The sequence below is a fragment of the Ruminococcus sp. RTP21484sp1_RTP21281st1_A8_RTP21281_210402 genome (assembly GCF_040914025.1).
GTDB lineage: Bacteria > Bacillota > Clostridia > Lachnospirales > Lachnospiraceae > Blautia_A > Blautia_A faecis.
This window is the reverse complement of record NZ_JBCPGE010000057.1, coordinates 1-15,512: the sequence shown is the minus strand read 5'-3', so window position 1 is coordinate 15,512 and position 15,512 is coordinate 1. Positions and strand designations below refer to the sequence as shown.

General features: G+C 45.0%; 15 protein-coding genes. 13 read left to right on the top strand and 2 right to left on the bottom strand.

The window, feature by feature from the left end:
* Window positions 1-23: 23 nt before the first annotated feature.
* Window positions 24-1,859, bottom strand: coding sequence for a translational GTPase TypA (gene typA, locus AB5170_RS19680; protein WP_118582152.1), 1,836 nt, complete (start codon window positions 1,857-1,859; stop codon window positions 24-26).
* 276 nt (window positions 1,860-2,135) lie between these two features.
* Here typA and AB5170_RS19675 point away from each other — a divergent pair, with 276 nt between their 5' ends.
* The 12 genes from AB5170_RS19675 to AB5170_RS19620 all read left to right on the top strand — a co-directional run bounded on the left by AB5170_RS19675 (window position 2,136) and on the right by AB5170_RS19620 (window position 11,902).
* Window positions 2,136-2,759 carry a single-stranded DNA-binding protein gene (locus AB5170_RS19675; RefSeq protein ID WP_118582155.1) on the top strand — a complete coding sequence of 208 codons (624 nt, stop codon included), beginning with the start codon at window positions 2,136-2,138 and terminating at the stop codon, window positions 2,757-2,759.
* Between the two features lie 266 nt (window positions 2,760-3,025).
* Complete coding sequence (locus AB5170_RS19670; RefSeq protein WP_118582158.1) at window positions 3,026-3,529, top strand: cob(I)yrinic acid a,c-diamide adenosyltransferase; 504 nt, start codon at window positions 3,026-3,028, stop codon at window positions 3,527-3,529.
* A 24-nt stretch (window positions 3,530-3,553) separates the two neighbouring features.
* Window positions 3,554-4,447, top strand: coding sequence for a 4-hydroxy-tetrahydrodipicolinate synthase (gene dapA / locus AB5170_RS19665; protein ID WP_118582161.1), 894 nt, complete (start codon window positions 3,554-3,556; stop codon window positions 4,445-4,447).
* A 173-nt stretch (window positions 4,448-4,620) separates the two neighbouring features.
* Entirely contained in the window at window positions 4,621-5,379 is a 759-nt protein-coding gene (gene dapB, locus AB5170_RS19660) for a 4-hydroxy-tetrahydrodipicolinate reductase (RefSeq protein ID WP_148461017.1), read from the top strand.
* A gap of 322 nt (window positions 5,380-5,701) precedes the next feature.
* On the top strand, window positions 5,702-6,106 hold the full coding sequence (locus AB5170_RS19655) for an ABC transporter substrate-binding protein (RefSeq protein WP_195380090.1): 405 nt from the start codon (window positions 5,702-5,704) through the stop codon (window positions 6,104-6,106).
* A gap of 291 nt (window positions 6,107-6,397) precedes the next feature.
* Window positions 6,398-7,048 (top strand): amino acid ABC transporter permease, encoded by a 651-nt coding sequence (locus AB5170_RS19650; RefSeq protein WP_118582170.1) that lies wholly within the window; start codon window positions 6,398-6,400, stop codon window positions 7,046-7,048.
* A complete protein-coding gene (locus AB5170_RS19645) occupies window positions 7,049-7,789 on the top strand; it encodes an amino acid ABC transporter ATP-binding protein (RefSeq protein ID WP_207741815.1) in 741 nt (246 codons plus the stop codon).
* Window positions 7,790-7,795: 6 nt separating this feature from the next.
* Window positions 7,796-9,499: an amidohydrolase family protein gene (locus tag AB5170_RS19640; RefSeq protein WP_195380088.1), complete on the top strand. Its 1,704-nt coding sequence runs from the start codon at window positions 7,796-7,798 to the stop codon at window positions 9,497-9,499.
* Between the two features lie 205 nt (window positions 9,500-9,704).
* Window positions 9,705-10,151, top strand: coding sequence for a lipoprotein (locus AB5170_RS19635; RefSeq protein ID WP_118582182.1), 447 nt, complete (start codon window positions 9,705-9,707; stop codon window positions 10,149-10,151).
* Window positions 10,152-10,296: 145 nt separating this feature from the next.
* Window positions 10,297-11,067 carry a phosphoribosylformimino-5-aminoimidazole carboxamide ribotide isomerase gene (gene hisA / locus AB5170_RS19630; RefSeq protein ID WP_173716860.1) on the top strand — a complete coding sequence of 257 codons (771 nt, stop codon included), beginning with the start codon at window positions 10,297-10,299 and terminating at the stop codon, window positions 11,065-11,067.
* 94 nt (window positions 11,068-11,161) lie between these two features.
* Complete coding sequence (raiA, locus tag AB5170_RS19625; protein WP_118582188.1) at window positions 11,162-11,689, top strand: ribosome-associated translation inhibitor RaiA; 528 nt, start codon at window positions 11,162-11,164, stop codon at window positions 11,687-11,689.
* Between the two features lie 48 nt (window positions 11,690-11,737).
* Window positions 11,738-11,902 (top strand): hypothetical protein, encoded by a 165-nt coding sequence (locus AB5170_RS19620; RefSeq protein ID WP_173772082.1) that lies wholly within the window; start codon window positions 11,738-11,740, stop codon window positions 11,900-11,902.
* A gap of 3 nt (window positions 11,903-11,905) precedes the next feature.
* Here AB5170_RS19620 and AB5170_RS19615 read toward each other — a convergent pair whose 3' ends face one another.
* Complete coding sequence (locus AB5170_RS19615; protein WP_173717594.1) at window positions 11,906-12,526, bottom strand: 4'-phosphopantetheinyl transferase superfamily protein; 621 nt, start codon at window positions 12,524-12,526, stop codon at window positions 11,906-11,908.
* Between the two features lie 237 nt (window positions 12,527-12,763).
* Between AB5170_RS19615 and secA the strand changes: the two genes are divergently transcribed.
* Window positions 12,764-15,340: a preprotein translocase subunit SecA gene (gene secA / locus AB5170_RS19610; RefSeq protein ID WP_173717579.1), complete on the top strand. Its 2,577-nt coding sequence runs from the start codon at window positions 12,764-12,766 to the stop codon at window positions 15,338-15,340.
* Window positions 15,341-15,512: the final 172 nt, after the last annotated feature.

The following is a 15,512-nucleotide window of genomic DNA, read 5'->3' as shown; positions in this document are numbered from 1 at the left end:
CTGCTCTATTTTCTTATAATCCCTTACGCATTTTTCTTAATAGAAGCTCTCTTACGATCACGGGAATCCAGAATCTTCTTACGGATACGAAGGCTGCTTGGAGTAACCTCCAGAAGCTCATCTGTATCGATAAACTCAATAGCCTGCTCCAAACTGAGAACTCTTGGCGGAGTCAGTTTCAGTGCCTCATCAGCAGAAGAGGAACGAGTATTGGTCAGATGCTTGGTCTTGCAGACATTCAGCTCGATATCCTCTGCCTTGCCATTCTGTCCGATAACCATACCACTGTAAACCTTTGCACCAGGTCCGATAAATAAAGTACCACGCTCCTGAGCTGCAAACAGACCATAAGTAACAGCCTCGCCGCCCTCGAAAGCAATTAGGGAACCCTGTTTACGATACTGGAAATCTCCCTTATATGGAGAATAGCCATCAAAAATAGTATTGATAATACCAGTTCCCTTTGTGGAAGTAAGGAAATTTCCTCGGAAACCAATCAGTCCACGGGAAGGAATGTGGAACTCAAGACGAACGGAACCGTCGCTTGCAGTGCTCATTCCCTGCAGTTCACCCTTACGCTCGCTGAGCATCTGGATAACGGTACCGGAAAATTCCTCCGGAACATCAATGTAGGCAATTTCCATTGGCTCTAATTTCTTGCCACGTTCATCAATTTTGTAAAGTACCTCTGGCTTGCTGACTGCAAATTCATATCCCTCACGTCTCATATTCTCAATAAGAACGGAAAGATGAAGCTCACCACGTCCGGAAACCTTAAAGCACTCAGTTGTCTCAGTGTCTTCTACGCGAAGGCTGACATCTGTGTTCAACTCTCTGTAAAGTCTGTCACGGAGATGACGGGAGGTGATGTATTTACCCTCCTGTCCTGCAAGCGGGCTGTCATTTACCAGGAAGTTCATGGCGATAGTCGGCTCAGAAATCTTCTGGAATGGAATTGCCTCCGGGTTATCTCCGCCGCAAAGGGTATCTCCGATATGAATTTCAGCAATACCGGAAATTGCAACAATTGATCCGATAGTTGCCTCTTTTACCTCAACTTTATTCAGACCGTCAAACTCATAAAGCTTGCTGATCTTAACCTTCTGTTTTTTGTCCGGATCGTGGTGGTTCAGAAGAGTAAGCTCCTGGTTTACGGCAATAGTGCCGCTCTCAACCTTACCAACGCCGATACGTCCAACATATTCGTTATAATCAATGGTACTGATCAGTACCTGTGTGTCTGCATCCGGGTCTCCCTCCGGAGCCGGAATGTATTTCAGAATAGCCTCAAACAGCGGCTCCATGTTCTCTGGTGTATCCTTCAGATCCAGAACAGCGTGTCCTGTTTTTGCAGATGCATAGAGGAATGGGCAGTCGAGCTGCTCATCGGAAGCACCAAGATCCATAAGAAGTTCCAGAACCTCGTCAACAACCTCGTCTGGCCTTGCTTCTGGACGGTCTATCTTATTAATGCAGACGATTACGTGCAGATCCAGCTCAAGAGCTTTTTTCAGAACGAATTTGGTCTGAGGCATAGCGCCTTCGAAAGCGTCAACCAGAAGGATAACGCCGTCTACCATTTTCAGTACACGCTCAACCTCGCCGCCGAAGTCAGCATGTCCTGGGGTATCGATAATGTTGATCTTTGTGTCTTTGTAATGAACTGCTGTGTTCTTGGAGAGAATTGTGATACCACGCTCTCTCTCAATATCGTTGGAGTCCATGACACGTTCCTGAACCTCCTGATTGGCACGGAAAACACCGCTCTGTTTCAGAAGCTGGTCTACCAGAGTGGTTTTACCATGGTCAACGTGGGCAATGATGGCTACGTTACGTACATCTTCGCGTTTCGTCTTCATAAAAATCGAAATCCTTTCTTTATCGGGCAGAGGGATTCTGCCTCTTTCTTTCCATATTAATGTAGTTTCTTCTTTATATTGTCCAAAACCTCAGTTTACCACATTTTTCGCGAATTACAAGGTGTTGAAAAAAAATTTTTGAATTTCTATGAAAAAAATATTTTAAATTTCTGGTTCTAAACAGGGTGATTTTCTCATAGATATTATAGACCAACAAGTAAGACAAGTATTATATGTCTGCAGAAAAAAGTGAAAATAAGGAAGGAGAACTACAACATGGCAGATAAAATTATTGAAAACAATCAGGTTTCCATCACGGGAAAAATCGTTACAGGTTTCACATTCAGCCACCAGGTTTACGGAGAAGGATTTTATACCATGGATCTTCTGGTAAAGAGGCTTAGCGATTCTGAAGACAGGATTCCGGTGATGGTATCTGAAAGGCTGGTGGACGTTACCCAGGATTACGTGGGACAGTATGTGGAAATTCACGGACAGTTCCGTTCCTATAACCGTCATGAAGAAAAACACAACCGGCTGGTGCTTTCCGCATTTGCACGGGAATTAAAATTTCTGGAAGAAGAGGATTCTCTGGCACCGGTAAACCAGATTTTCCTGGACGGATATATCTGTAAGCCGCCTGTTTACCGGAAAACACCGCTGGGAAGAGAGATTGCCGATCTGCTTCTTGCAGTGAACCGACCTTATGGAAAATCAGATTACATACCGTGTATTTGCTGGGGACGAAATGCCCGCTATGCTTCAGCCTTTGAAGTGGGCGGTCATGTACTGATCTGGGGCAGGATCCAAAGCAGGGAATACATGAAGCGAATCGGGGAAAATGAGACACAGAAGAGAATCGCTTATGAGGTATCGGTGAGCAAGCTGGAGTATGTGTAAACCAACTGCAGTGGCGGGAAATACGCCATGGTCTGCTAGTTGCTTTATGGAAGGCAGCCAGCCCAATTTTTCTCCAAGTTTCTTCTGCTTGCATTTCTGCTGGTTTTGCGGTAATATAAGCATATTAAAAATGGCGCAGTTTGCGGTTTCTATTTGCAAAGCGCGATATCTGAATGAATGGTATCATTTGCGGAGACGGCATTGCGAGGAATGTTATTGATCTATGGCAGACGGTAACATTATTTTTAACAATAAGAGGAATCAGTATGGAAAAAGAAATAACAGAAGTATATTGCGGAAATGGCAGAGGTAAGACCACACTGGCAATTGGTCAGGCACTGCGGGCATCTTCTCAGGGCAAAAGTGTGATCATCATTCAGTTCCTGAAAGGAAATGAACGGCGCGAGCTGGACTTTCTGGAAGAACTGGATCAGCTGGATATCAAGATCTTCCGCTTCGAAAAGATGGAGACCTGTTACGACCAGTTGAATGAGGAAGAGCAGGTTGAAGAGGAGCGCAATATTCTCAATGGTTTAAATTTTGCCCGTAAAGTGATTGCTACACAGGAATGTGATTTCCTGGTACTGGATGAAATTCTGGGACTTCTGGATAAGCATATTGCTACTGTTGATATGGTTGTCGGGCTTTTGAAACAGAAGGACGAATCTATGCATTTGATACTTACAGGAAATCGGGTAGACCCTGGCATTTTGGATTATGTGGACAGTGTGACTACCATTACCACTCTTGGAAGAGAGCAGAACTCATGATAAAGATGAATAGGAGGAAATAATATGGCAATTTTCAAAGGTGCAGCCGTTGCAATTGTAACCCCGATGCATGAAGATGGAAAGGTAAATTATGAGAAACTGGAAGAACTTCTGGAATATCAGATTGCGAACAGCACAGATGCAATCGTTATCTGCGGCACTACAGGCGAGTCTTCTACATTGACACACGGAGAACATCTCCAGACCATCAAATTTGCAATTGACAAGGTAGCTGGAAGAGTTCCTGTTATTGCAGGTACCGGTTCTAATTGCACAGAGACTGCAGTCATGATGTCGCAGGAAGCTGCTTCTTATGGCGCTGATGCACTTCTGATCGTGACTCCATATTACAACAAGGCAAGCCAGAAGGGTCTTATCCGTCATTATACAGAGATTGCCAATTCTGTACCGGAAACTCCGATCATTATGTATAATGTGCCAAGTCGTACAGGCTGCAATATCCAGCCTGCTACAGCAGTTGCTCTTGCGAAGAATGTGAAGAACATTGTGGGAATCAAGGCTGCAAGCGGAGATCTTTCCCAGATCGCCAAGATGATGTCCATGGCTGACGGAGCTCTCGAGCTTTATTCCGGAAATGATGACCAGGTACTTCCGATTCTTTCCCTTGGCGGACTTGGAGTAATCTCTGTTTTATCCAATGTTGCTCCGAAGAATACACATGACATGGTTATGAAATTTATGGAGGGAGACCTTGCTGGTGCTGCCAGACTTCAGCTTGAGGCTGTTCCTCTTATCAATGCACTGTTCTGCGAGGTAAACCCGATTCCGGTTAAGACTGCCCTGAACCTGATGGGCTGGAAAGTGGGACCGACCCGTATGCCTCTTTGTGAGATGGAGCCGGAGAACGAGGAGAGACTGAAAAAAGCTCTTGCTGATTACGGAATTAAGCTTGCATAAATAATGTTGAAATCCCGGACAGAGCCTGTCAGCTCTGGTGTGCGGCAGCATATTGTCTGACAGCGGCTGACGGGATTTCTTTGTAATATGTAAGCAGAGAAAAACAGAGCGCGTATATTGTTGAAATAATTTTTACAAGCTCGTTAATTTACAGTAAGAAAGGAAAAAATAAAATGGTTAAAATTATCATGCACGGATGTAACGGTCATATGGGACAGGTTATTTCCAATATTGTTGAGAAGGATGCAAATGCCCAGATCGTAGCAGGAATCGACATTGCAGACCAGGGGAAAAACAGCTATCCGGTATTCACAAACATTGACGATTGCCAGGTGGAAGCAGATGCTGTTATCGATTTTTCCTCCCCGAAGGCTTTTGATAAGCTGATGGACTACTGCGAGAAGAAAAATATGCCGGTAGTTCTTTGCACCACAGGTTTAAGTGAAGAGCAGCTTGCAAGAGTAGAAGAGAGTGCAAAAAAGATCGCCGTTCTGAAATCTGCCAACATGTCCCTTGGAATCAATACTCTTTTGAAACTGGTTCAGGATGCAGCTAAGGTTTTGGCAGCAGCTGGTTTTGACATGGAGATTGTAGAGAAGCACCATAACCTGAAAGTGGATGCACCAAGCGGAACAGCTCTTGCCCTTGCAGATAGTCTGAACGAGGCAATGGACAACCAGTATCATTACGTATATGACCGCAGCCAGAGAAGAGAGAAACGTGACGCTAAGGAGATCGGTATTTCCGCAGTTCGCGGAGGCTCTATTGTTGGCGAGCATGAAGTGATTTTTGCCGGACCGGATGAAGTGATCGAATTTAAGCACACAGCATATTCTAAGGCTGTATTTGGCAAGGGTGCTGTAGAAGCAGCGAAATATCTTGCCGGAAAACCAGCTGGAAGATATGATATGAGCAACGTGATCGAAGGTTAACAGAAATATACAAAAATTGTAAAATGCATACAAAATAATTGCTGAATTTATGGATTTACAGATAGCAATGTGTTTGCTATAATTCCATCATAAGTTGCAACGGAGCAAACTACTTAGAGAGTTTGCTCCGTTTTTTGCGTTTATGGTATGGCAGGTCAGAGTATTTGCTGATAAAGCATTTTTGCACTTGTTTCCATAACGTACCGAAACTTCATAAGAGAGAAATGCAATATCGCATTTCTGCCATGCAGAAAGGGCTGCCACAGGGCGGTCCTTTTTGCGTTAGTAAAGCTGGAAATTGGGATAGCATAACTGCGATGGTCTGAAGGTTGCCGTAAAAGAGGGCGCAACTTCTTATAATGTAGTGCAGAGCTTTCTGGATGAGAATCCGGATGTTTCCTATGAGATTGTTCAGTACAAGGATACAGTAGGATGTGTATCAGATCTTCTGGCTGGTCGTGTGGACGTTGTGGTAAACGACCTTTTGAACCAGAAGATCCTTTCCCAGGAATACGAAGGTGCCAAAATCGTGTGTGATCCATTTACCCACGCAGAGAACGCCATTGCCGTACAGAAGGGAAAAGATGATCTTCTTGCATTTATCAATGAATGTATTGACGAGTATTATGCAGACGGCACTTATGATACACTCTGGACAAAATGGATCGATGCTTCCGGTGAGGGAGAAGAAGCAGCTGCAGCAGAAGATGCGGAAACCGCTGAATAAAACAGGCATATACTTCTATGCAGAAAACAAGTTGCTGTGAACAAAGTGAACAGTAACCGGAAAGTTACTGTTCACTGGTAACATTCCGCGAGGTGTTTTTGTGAACAAAGTTCACAGAAAACCCGAGAATTAAGTTTGCGCAGCAAACGCTACTTCTTGTGCTTGTCACAAGAAGGTTCGTCTTTCTGTGCATCGCGAAGCGCGTTACTGGTCACGGAGTGAACAGTAATACCGGAAAAGTAAGGAAGAAAGGATAAACCGGCTATAATTACTGGTCACAGGGGAAATAGTATGGTAACATTGAAATGGTCACTTGTATTTGACAAAATGACATCACTGCTCCAGGGATGCGCAGTGACGATGGAAATATCGGTTCTCACGCTTATTTTTGGTACGATTCTGGGCGTTGTGCTTGCGCTGATGAGGGACAGCCATATAAAAGTGGTATCCAGACTGGCACAGCTGTACATCTGGATCTGGAGAGGAACCCCGCTGATGGTGCAGGCATTTCTGATCTATTTCGGTTTGCCAAACCTGGGCATTACTTTCAGCGCTATGACAGCAGGTGTGCTTTCCATGTCTTTAAATACAGGCGCATACATTGCAGAAATTGTCCGTTCCGGTATCCATGCTATTGACCCGGGGCAGAGAGAAGCAGCCAAAGCACTTGGAATGCCCTGGCATCTGGAAATGCTTCGAATTGTGGCACCACAGGCAACCAAGATCTGCATTCTTCCTCTTGTAAACCAGTTTATTGCCACCATCAAAAATACCTCTATTTTGTCCGCCATCACTTTGACAGAGCTGACAAGAGAGGGAACCCTGATCGCTTATAATTCTTTCCACTATTTTGAGCCGTACATAGCTGTTGCGGTATTATATCTGATCCTGACAACTATATTTACCCAGATTGCAGGAGTTTTGGAAAGGAGGATGGCATAAATGGCAGAAGATGTTATTTTAAGTGTAAAAAATATCAGCAAAAGCTTTGGGGATCTTCAGGTGCTGAAGGAAATCGGTTTTGACATACATAAAGGGGAAAAGATTGCAATCCTTGGTCCCAGCGGTTCTGGTAAATCCACAATTCTCCGGTGTATCAACCAGCTGGAAACCTACGACAGCGGCGAAATCGATTATATGGGAAAACCTGTGAATTCCGGTCAGGCACTGCATGAGCTGCGGCAGCATATTGGAATGGTTTTCCAGAGATTTAACGTTTTTACCCATATGAGTGTGCTGCAGAATGTGATCGAGGCACCGGTCCATGTGAAAAAAGTTCCCAAACAGGAGGCAATTGCAAAGGCAAAAGATTTGCTGAAAATGGTTGGGCTGGAAGGCAGGGAAGAGGCAATGGCAAAGAATCTTTCCGGCGGCCAGCAGCAGAGGGTTGCGATCGCAAGAGCAATGGCTATGAATCCGGAAGTGATCCTTTTTGATGAGCCTACCAGCGCACTGGATCCGGAACTGGTTGGAGAGGTCTTAAGTGTTATCCGTAAAGTAGCAGCGGAAGGAGTATCCATGGTCATTGTCACCCATGAGATGAATTTTGCCAGAGAAGTAGCGGATCGGATTTTGTTTATGGAAGATGGCGTGATCGTGGAGGATGCGCCTCCGGAAGAGTTTTTTGAGCATCCGAAGAATGATCGTATTCGTCAGTTTATCAGGAAAGTTGAGGAAAGGTAATTCGGGATGGACTACATAATCAAAGATGGCTGGATCGTAAATGGGAAAAAGGAAAAGCCATTTCATGGAGATCTTGTAATAGAAAATGGGAAAATTGCGGAAGTGGGAACTCATGTGGAGATTCCAGCCGATTTTCCAAAAGAGCGTGTTTTGAATGCGGCCGGTGGTTATATAACCCCCGGCTTCCTTGACATTCACAGACACGGAGACTGGCAGGCCTTTGGAAACGGGGATGATGAGCTTTTGAACCGGCAGGGACTGACGACTGTTGTGAATGGAAACTGTGGGCTTTCGGTGGCTCCGGCCGGGGAGAAATTTGGGAAAGAGATTGCCAGATTTCTCAGCAGTGTGACTGGGGATTTTCGTTGGGGAAAAGATGAAAATACAGATGATACCGAAGGTGTACTTTTCTCAAAAAAGAAAGAGGAGTCTTGCGGAATTTCAGAGAAAGAAATCGAGATAGCTGCTCTTAGAATTATGTCAACCATGTCCGCCTACATGTCAGCTCTTGGAAAAGAAAAGCGCAGCGTCAACACTGGAATGCTTGCAGGAAATGGAACCATCCGCGCCAGTGTAAAAGGCTATGCTTCCGGGAAGCTTTCCAAGGAAGAATTACATCAGGTGTGGAAGGCTGTGGAGGAAGCTCTGTCAGCAGGAGCGCTTGGAATCAGCCTTGGAATTGCCTATGCCCCGGAATTTGAATATGACAGAGATGGGCTTGTGGAAGCACTGCAGCCCTTGAAGGGGACGGACATTCCCATTACCACCCATATCCGAAATGAAGGAGATGGAATCCTGCTGGCTCTGCAGGAAGTGATTTCCGTGGCGGAAGAGCTGCAGATTCCCTTGCATGTAAGCCATATGAAGTGTATCGGGCGGAAAAACTGGGGCGGGACTCCGGTGAAAATCCTGAAGCTGTTTGACCAGGCGGCAGAGCGGGGCGTGAAGGTGGATTTTGACCTGTATCCCTATCTGACTGGTTCCACCCAGCTGGTACATCTTCTTCCCCCACAGTTTCAGGAGGGCGGTACCGATGCAATCTGCGCAAGGCTGGCAGATCCGTTTTGCAGGAAGGAGATTACGAAGGTGCTGAAGCAGCCTTCCGATATTTTTGAGAACATTGTGGAGCTGGCTGGCTTTGATATGATCTATGCCAGCACTTTACATACGGAGAAATTCGGCAGCTTTGCAGGACAGTCTATTGCGAAGATCGCAGAGCAGTTTGGACAGGATCCTTATGATACCCTGTATGACATTCTCCTGGAAGAGCGCTGCCAGGTTACCATGCTGGATACCATTGCCTCAGAGGAGGACATGCTGTATTTTTTGAAAGACAGCCGGGCAAATCTGATCTCAGATGCGATCTATCCCGCAGGGGGCAAATATCATCCCAGAGTTTACGGGGCTTTTCCGAAGCTGCTTACCGCTTATGTGCGTGATAAAAAGATTTTTTCCATAGAAGATGCTGTGTATAAGATGACGGCAAAACCGGCGCATGTTCTGGGTCTTCCTCTGGGAATCCTGGAAAAAGGAATGCCCGCAGATATCAATGTATTTCATCTGGACCGGTTAAATGTTCATGCAGATTTCCAGAATCCAAACCAGTATTGTACAGGATTTGATTATGTGCTGGTGGGCGGAGAGATTGCGGTAGCCCATGACGTGTGGAGAAATTCCAAAAGCGGCAGGATCGTGCGGAAACAACAGTGATAAGTGAAGAATGGAAATGTCCGGATTGATGGATTTTTAAAATGTAAATTTCTTCCAGAATAGTTTCTTTCTCATCTGTACATATTAGGAGCATACAGCAATGTTTACTGTTCGCAGGCTGAGTTCCGCCAGGCGGAACGGTCATTTTCGCGAAAGTGGACAGTAACGTGTTTTCAGCTGAAAATAAGAAAAGGAGACAGATGAGATGAAAAAAATGAAACGAATGCTCATAGGTACTTTGCTGGTATTTACATTATGTATGCTTACAGCCTGTGGAAATGACAATAACAATGCAGCGGATGAGGTTCAAAATAATGCAAATGAGGACGCCATTGATAAGGATAACGTGGAGAATGGAACTGCAGAGGATGAAAACATGGTGGATGACGCGGGCGACAGCGTAAATAATGGTGCAGACGGAGCTGGAACTGCTGATACCGCAGTACCAGATGATGCAGGCACTGCCGGAGATGCAGATGTTCCCGGTGATAATGTGACAGACAATAACAATTCCGTTTCCGGTGCTCTCGGAGAAGGTGTGGAAGAATTAGGTGATGGAGTAGCTGATGGTGTCCGTGATGTTGGTGAAGGTGTGGGCAACGCTGTAGAAGATGTTGGAGATGCTGTGGATAATGCAGCGAATGGAAGATAATAAAAAAATAGAGGTAAAATGAAAAGGTGTTGAATGAAGAGAGGTGTTTCATTCAACGCCTTTTTGTGATATGATTTCAATAAATTTGTGAGCAAAATACAGGATAGCTACAACTTAATTGCAATGCAAGAAAAGGAGGATCATCATGAAATTTCGTCCATGCATAGATATACATAATGGAAAGGTAAAGCAGATCGTAGGAGGAAGCCTGAAGGATGCGGGAAACCAGGCACAGGAGAATTTTGTGTCAGAGCAGGATGCAGCTTTTTATGCTTCCTTGTATAAAGAAAAAGGCCTGAAAGGAGGACATATTATCCTTCTGAACAGTGCGGATTCTGAATACTTCCAGGCTACAAAAGCCCAGGCCATGCTGGCCCTGGGCGCGTATCCAGGCGGTCTTCAGATCGGAGGCGGTGTAAACCCGGACAATGCGGCAGATTATCTTGCTGCTGGAGCCAGTCATGTGATCGTCACCTCCTATGTGTTCCGTGATGGCCATATTTCCTGGAAAAATCTGGAGAAGATGGTAGATGCAGCCGGAAAAGAACACCTTGTCCTTGATCTCAGCTGTCGTAAAAAAGAGGATGCATACTATGTAGTCACAGACCGCTGGCAGAAATTTACAGAGGAGGAGGTAACTCTGAAACTGATGGAAAAGCTGGGTGCCTATTGCGATGAATTTCTCATCCATGCAGTGGATGTGGAGGGCAAGGCAAAAGGTATAGAAGTTTCCCTGGCAAAGTTGCTTGGTGAATACAATGGGCACCCAGTCACTTACGCTGGCGGCGTTGGCAGCATGGAGGATATCCAGAACCTCAAAATGGCAGCAGGCGGAAAAGTGGATGTGACGGTAGGAAGTGCCCTGGATCTGTTCGGTGGCACCATACCATTTGAAAAATTGATAGGTAATTTATAAATGTGAAAAAATTCGTAATTTTTTCAGAAAATGATGTTAATTTTTAGAGTAATGTGTTATAATATACCCATCAAACAGCAAAGGGGATGGAAGCATGAAATTCATTATCAGCGGAAAGAACATCACAGTGACAGACGGGCTTCGTACAGCAGTAGAGGATAAGCTCGGTAAACTGGAAAGGTATTTCACTCCTGACACTGAAGTTGTCGTAACTCTTAGTGTAGAAAAAGAAAGACAGAAAATCGAGGTGACGATCCCGGTTAAGGGCAACATCATCCGTTCCGAGCAGGTCAGCAACGATATGTATGTATCAATCGACCTTGTAGAGGAAGTAATTGAACGTCAGCTCAGGAAATACAAGAACAAGATCGTAGATAAGCAGCAGTCAGCTGCCAACTTCCAGAAAGCATATCTGGACAAGGATTATGAAGAGGACGAAGAGGTTAAGATCATTCGTACCAAGAAATTCGATATCAAGCCTATGTATCCAGAAGATGCATGTGTCCAGATGGAACTTCTTGGACATAATTTCTTCGTATTCTGCAATGCAGAGACTGATCAGGTGAATGTAGTTTACAAGCGTAAGGGGAATACCTACGGACTGATCGAGCCGGAGGATTAATAGAGATATATCTGTTTGAAAAATAAAACAGGTGAATAGGAAGGGCATGTGAAAAAACGAAAGTTTTTTCACATGCCCTTGTTTTTTTGCTTTGACGGAGCAGCTGGAATTGGTCTGGCACTGCTGTCGCTTCATCTGGCAGAAACGGATCAGTATCATGTGACCAGATTTCTGGATGATCCGTTCCCTGATGAAAAAGTGATAAAAATTTGAATTTTAAAGTAATTCTTCAGCAAGCTCCCTGGTGGATAGTACGCGGACAGGGAGCTTGCTTTCGTCATAAATACTGTAGGCCAGAAATCCGGTCCCATTTTCTAATGGGATGGTATGGGTGTGCATATTCGGATGCAGAGTGAGAATCTCCCGGAAATTTCCGGTGATCCCTTCTCCGGTAAGTTTGACGGCGCTTTCCTTCATAGCCCAGATCCGGCAGAAATCCTGGGGGGACTTTAGGGAAATAAGCTCCTCCTGAGTGCAGACTCTTCGGATAAGAGATTCCCGGGGCTCGGTGAGCTTCTGGATATCCAGACCAATTTCCCTGTCATGCAAGGCACAGCCTACGAAATTTCCGCTGTGGCTGAGATTAAAAAACGGCATATTTTCCCCACGGAAAAATGGTTTCCCAGAAGAGGTTTTCTGGAAATCCGGGATTTCCCGGAAACCATATTCCTGTTTAAGTCCATAACGCAAAAGCAGCCAGGCCAGGGCAGAACGCTTCTGGTCTTCCGGCAATTTAAAATGTTGAACATATTCCCTGCGTGCAACAGGCAATGAGAAAATCATCTGGTGAAGCAATTCGTTTGAAATTAAGTCCAGTTTCTGAAAAAGATAAATCATATAAAAATTCTCCTAAAACATAAAATAATTTGAGGCTGATTTGGGGTATAAATTCATTTTACTTTAATATATCATATGGGAGACATATTTTGTTCATCAAATATTTATTGTTTTCCATGACAAAAAGTGTTAAAATAGACTGGTATGTTAAACAAAATAAATAATTTTAAATGAAATGAAATCAGTTATATTACACAATATAGCATCTAAAAAGATAGACAGGAGTATAAAAGCTAAATGAACATGTTTTCAAAAGTTTTCGGAACCCGCAGCCAGCGAGAGGTTAAGCGTATCATGCCCCTCGTTAAGAAAATCGAGGATCTGCGTCCCGAAATGCAGAAATTAACCGACGAAGAACTTCGCAGTAAGACAAGAGAGTTTAAGAAACGCCTGGATGAGGGAGCTACCCTGGATGATCTTTTACCAGAGGCATTTGCTACCGTTCGTGAGGCAGCCAAGCGAGTACTTGGAATGGAGCATTTCGAAGTACAGCTTATCGGTGGAATCGTACTTCATCAGGGCCGTATCGCCGAGATGAAGACTGGTGAAGGTAAGACCCTTGTGGCTACATTGCCATCCTATCTGAATGCCCTGGAAGGCAAAGGTGTTCATGTTGTCACAGTCAATGATTACCTGGCGAAACGTGATGCTGATGAGATGGGACAGGTTCATAGATTCCTTGGGCTGACTGTTGGCGTAGTTCTGAACGACATGAAGCCGGAAGAACGCCGCGAGGCATATAACTGTGATATTACTTATGTTACTAATAACGAACTTGGATTTGACTATCTTCGTGATAACATGGTTATCTACAAGGAGCAGCTGGTACAGCGTGACCTTCACTACTGTATCATCGACGAGGTCGACTCCATTTTGATTGATGAGGCACGTACACCTCTGATCATTTCCGGTCAGAGCGGTAAATCCACCAAGCTGTATGAGGTTTGTGATATCCTTGCACAGCAGCTGGAGCGTGGAGAAGCCAGCCATGAGATGACTAAGATGGCAGCTATCATGGGTGAGGAAGTTATCGAGACCGGTGACTTTGTTGTAAATGAGAAGGATAAGATTGTCAACCTTACCGAGCAGGGTGTGAAGAAGGTTGAGAAATTCTTCAGTATTGAGAATCTTGCAGATCCGGAGAACCTTGAGATCCAGCACAATATCATCCTTGCACTTCGTGCTCATAATCTGATGCACCGTGACCAGGATTACGTTGTAAAAGATGACGAGGTTATGATTGTTGATGAGTTTACCGGACGTATCATGCCGGGCCGTCGTTATTCGGATGGTCTCCACCAGGCAATCGAGGCGAAAGAGCATGTTAAGGTAAAACGCGAGAGCAAAACCCTTGCAACCATCACCTTCCAGAACTTCTTTAACAAATACGATAAGAAAGGCGGTATGACCGGTACTGCCCTTACTGAGGAGAAAGAGTTCCGTGATATCTATGCTATGGACGTTGTTGAGATCCCGACCAATAAGCCGGTTCAGCGTAAGGATTTAGACGATGCCGTATATATGACAAAGAAAGAGAAATTCAATGCAGTTGTCCAGTCTGTAAAGGAAGCTCATGAGAAGCAGCAGCCTGTACTGGTTGGTACTATTACCATTGAGACTTCTGAGCTCATCAGCCGTATGCTGAAGAGAGAAGGGATTCCGCACAATGTATTGAATGCCAAGTTCCATGAGCTTGAGGCTGAGATCGTAGCACAGGCTGGTCAGGCCGGTGCCGTTACCATCGCAACCAATATGGCAGGTCGTGGTACGGATATTAAGCTTGACGATGTATCAAGAGCAGCCGGCGGTCTGAAGATTATCGGTACAGAGCGTCATGAGTCCAGACGTATTGATAACCAGCTGCGTGGACGTTCCGGACGTCAGGGAGATCCAGGAGAATCCCGTTTCTATATTTCTCTTGAGGACGATCTGATGCGTCTGTTCGGATCTGAGCGTCTGATGAAGGTGTTCACATCTCTTGGTGTAGCTGAGAATGAGCAGATTGAGCATAAGATGCTTTCCAACGCCATCGAGAAGGCACAGGAGAAAATCGAGTTTAACAACTTCGGTATTCGTAAGAATCTTCTTGATTACGACCAGGTTAACAATGAGCAGCGTGAGATCATCTACAAAGAGCGCCGCCAGGTGCTGGATGGCGAGAACATGCGCGATGCCATCTACAAGATGATTACAGATATTGTAGATAATGCAGTAGATATGTGTTTCTCTGAGGATGTAGATTCTGAAGAGTGGGATCTGAATGAGTTCAACAGTGTTCTCCGTCAGATCATCCCAATCGAGCCGCTTACAGCTGAGAAGGTTAAGGGTAAGAAAAAGAATGAGATGAAGCATCTGATCAAGGAGGAGGCTGTGAAGCTTTACGAGGCGAAGGAGTCCGAATTCCCGGAGCCAGAGCAGCTGCGTGAGCTTGAGCGCGTTATCCTTCTGAAGAGCATTGACAGCAAGTGGATGGATCACATTGATGACATGGAGATTCTCCGCCAGGGTATCGGTTTGACTGCTTATGGACAGAGAGATCCGGTTGTTGAGTACAAGATGGCCGCATTTGATATGTTTAACAGCATGATCACTTCCATTCAGGAGGACACCGTCAGAATGCTGTATCATGTTCATGTGGAGCAGAAAATCGAGCGTGAGCAGGTGGCTAAGGTTACTGGTACCAACAAGGATGATTCCAGTGTTCGTAAGCCGGTTCAGAGAAAAGAAATTAAGGTTTATCCGAATGATCCGTGTCCTTGCGGAAGCGGTAAGAAGTACAAACAGTGCTGCGGCAGAAAGACTGCTAATGTTTAAATCAGAGTGACTATAGAGAGCGAATTTCCAGAGGCGGGAGGTCTTGGAAATTCGCTCTTTTGCTATTTAATTGGTTGGTCGTTATCCCGTACGCAATTTCACAATGTATATTCACCGCCGCGCGTCGCAACGTTCCGGCAAGCTAATGACTAACTACGACTAAGACGCTCAG